The sequence below is a fragment of the Pseudomonas fluorescens genome (assembly GCF_902497625.1).
GTDB classification, from domain to species: Bacteria; Pseudomonadota; Gammaproteobacteria; order Pseudomonadales; family Pseudomonadaceae; genus Aquipseudomonas; species Aquipseudomonas fluorescens_BQ.
This window is the reverse complement of record NZ_CABVGX010000100.1, coordinates 1-2,862: the sequence shown is the minus strand read 5'-3', so window position 1 is coordinate 2,862 and position 2,862 is coordinate 1. Positions and strand designations below refer to the sequence as shown.

2 protein-coding genes are annotated in these 2,862 nt (G+C 62.5%); both read left to right on the top strand.

Annotated features, from left to right (window positions below; translation table 11 throughout):
* Positions 1-1,446: potassium-transporting ATPase subunit KdpA (gene kdpA / locus F8N12_RS27295; RefSeq protein ID WP_150583120.1), on the top strand; the 1,446-nt coding region annotated here is incomplete at its 5' end.
* A 150-nt stretch (positions 1,447-1,596) separates the two neighbouring features.
* On the top strand, positions 1,597-2,862 hold a 1,266-nt coding region (locus tag F8N12_RS27290; protein WP_150583119.1), incomplete at its 3' end, for an HAD-IC family P-type ATPase.

The following is a 2,862-nucleotide window of genomic DNA, read 5'->3' as shown; positions in this document are numbered from 1 at the left end:
ATCCTGCTGTTGCAGAACTACCTGCCGCTCAACCCGCAGAACCTGCCGGGCCAGGAGTGGACGCAAGCGTTCAACACCGCCGTCAGCTTCATGACCAACACCAACTGGCAGTCGTACAGCGGCGAAGCCACGCTCAGCTACCTCAGCCAAATGGTCGGCCTGACCGTGCAGAACTTCGTCAGCGCCGCCACCGGCCTGGCCGTGCTGGTCGCGCTGTGTCGCGGCATCGGGCGCAAATCCAGCCGCACCCTCGGCAACTTCTGGGTCGACATGACCCGCGCCACACTCTACGGATTGTTGCCGCTGTGCCTGTTGCTGGCGCTGTACCTCGTCTGGCAGGGCGTGCCGCAAACTTTCGCGCAGTATGTGAATGCCGTGACGATGCAAGGTGTCGATCAGGTGATCCCGCTAGGCCCGGCTGCCAGCCAGATTGCGATCAAGCAACTGGGCACCAACGGTGGCGGTTTCTTCGGCGTCAACTCGGCGCACCCGTTCGAGAACCCGACTGCCTGGAGCAATCTGTTCGAGATGGCTTCGATCATTCTGATCCCGGCCGCGCTGGTGTTCACTTTTGGTCATTACGTCAAAGACCTGCGTCAGAGCCGCGCGATCATCGCCTGCATGCTCGCGCTGTTCCTGATCGGCGGCGCCACTTCGTTGTGGGCCGAATATCAACCGAACCCGACCCTGAACAACGCCGCCGTCGAACAGACCGCGCCGCTGGAAGGCAAGGAAGTGCGCTTCGGCACCACGGCCACCGTGCTCTGGTCGGTGACTACCACCGCTGCATCGAACGGCTCGGTCAACGCCATGCACGACAGCCTTAATCCGCTGAGCGGCATGGTGGCGATGGTCAACATGATGGTTGGCGAAGTGATCTTCGGCGGCGTCGGCGCGGGGCTCTACGGCATGTTGCTCAATGTGCTGATCGCGGTGTTCCTCGCCGGCTTGATGATCGGCCGCACCCCGGAATACCTCGGCAAGAAACTCCAGGCCAGGGAAGTGCAGTTGCTCGTGGTGACGCTGCTGGTGATGCCCATGGGCGTATTGGTATTCGGCGCAATTGCCGCCAGCCTGCCGGGCCCGGTGGCATCGGTGAGCAACCCCGGCGCGCACGGTTTCAGTCAGTTGCTGTACGCCTACACCTCGGCCAGCGCCAACAACGGCTCGGCGTTCGGCGGCTTCGGTGCCAACACCGCGTTTCACAACCTGATGCTCGGGTTCGGCATGTTGCTCGGCCGTTTCGGCTACATCCTGCCGGTGCTGGCGCTGGCCGGCAGCCTGGCGATGAAGAAAGCCGCGCCGATCAGCCCGAACAGTTTCCCCACCCATGGCCCGTTGTTCGTGACGTTGCTGACCGTGACCATTTTGCTGGTGGGCGGTTTGACCTTCCTGCCGGCACTGGCGCTCGGTCCGATTGCTGAACATTTGAGCCTGGGTTTCTGAGCCTGATGCCAATCAGTCAGACAAATCCCGCGCTCTGGAGCAGCCGGACGCAGCCGGACGCAGGCTGCGCCAGCTGCTACAGAGTTCGGATTAGCGCATGGCTGATTGGTACTGGATTTCAGTTCTCTTTTTAGGAGCAGAACATTGAACATGCCCGCAAGTAAACCGGCTGCCGCGAAGGCACCGGAACAACCGAAGACCGCTATCTCGGCGCTGTGGCGACCGGCGTTGTTGCAAGCGTTCGTCAAGCTCGACCCGCGCCAGCTGAAGCGTTCGCCGGTGATGCTGGTGGTTGAGCTGACCGCCATTTTCACCACCGTGCTGTGCTTTATTCCCGACCCTGCGGTGCCAACCTTTGTCGCCGCGCAAATCGCCCTGTGGCTGTGGTTCACCGTGCTCTTTGCCAACTTTGCCGAGGCTCTGGCTGAGGGGCGCGGTAAAGCTCGCGCTGACAGTCTCAAGGCCGGCAGCGAAGGCCTCAGCGCTCGCCGAAAAGCCGCTGACGGCACGTTCCAGATCGTCCCGGCCGCCAGCCTGCGCAAAGGTGATGTGGTGCGCGTCGCGGCGGGGGAAATGATCCCCGGTGACGGCGAAGTGATCGAGGGCATCGCGGCGGTCAACGAAGCGGCGATTACCGGTGAATCGGCGCCGGTGATTCGTGAGTCCGGTGGCGATCGCTCGGCGGTCACCGGCAACACCCGCTTGGTCTCCGATTGGCTGATGGTGCGGATCACCAGTAATCCCGGCGAGTCGACACTCGATCGCATGATCGCCCTGGTCGAAGGTGCCAAACGCCAGAAGACCCCGAACGAAGTGGCGCTGGATATTCTGCTGATCGGCCTGACCCTGATCTTTCTGCTGGTGGTCGTCACCCTGCAACCGTTCGCGCATTTTGCCAACGGCAGCCTGCCGCTGGTGTTCCTCGTGGCGTTATTGGTCACGCTGATTCCGACGACGATTGGTGGTTTGTTATCGGCCATCGGGATTGCCGGGATGGACCGCCTGGTGCGCCTCAACGTGATTGCCAAATCCGGTCGCGCGGTGGAAGCGGCGGGGGATGTGCACGTGTTGTTGCTGGACAAGACCGGCACCATCACGTTCGGCAACCGTCGGTGCACGGCGGTGTATGCCGCGCCCGGCGTCAGCGCCATGCAACTGGCCGAAGGTGCGCTGTTTGCATCGCTGGCCGATGACACGGCGGAAGGCAAATCCATCGTCGAGTTTTTGCGCAGTCTGCATCCGCAACCTGAGCCTGCCGCCGAGTTGCTGACCGGCGTGCCGTTCAGTGCCGAGACGCGTTTGTCCGGCGTGGATTATCAGGGCCGCGTGTTCCGCAAAGGCGCGGTGGATTCGCTGTTGGATTTTGTCGGCTTGAAACGCGCCGATCTGGCCCCGGCACTGACGCGGGAAATCGAG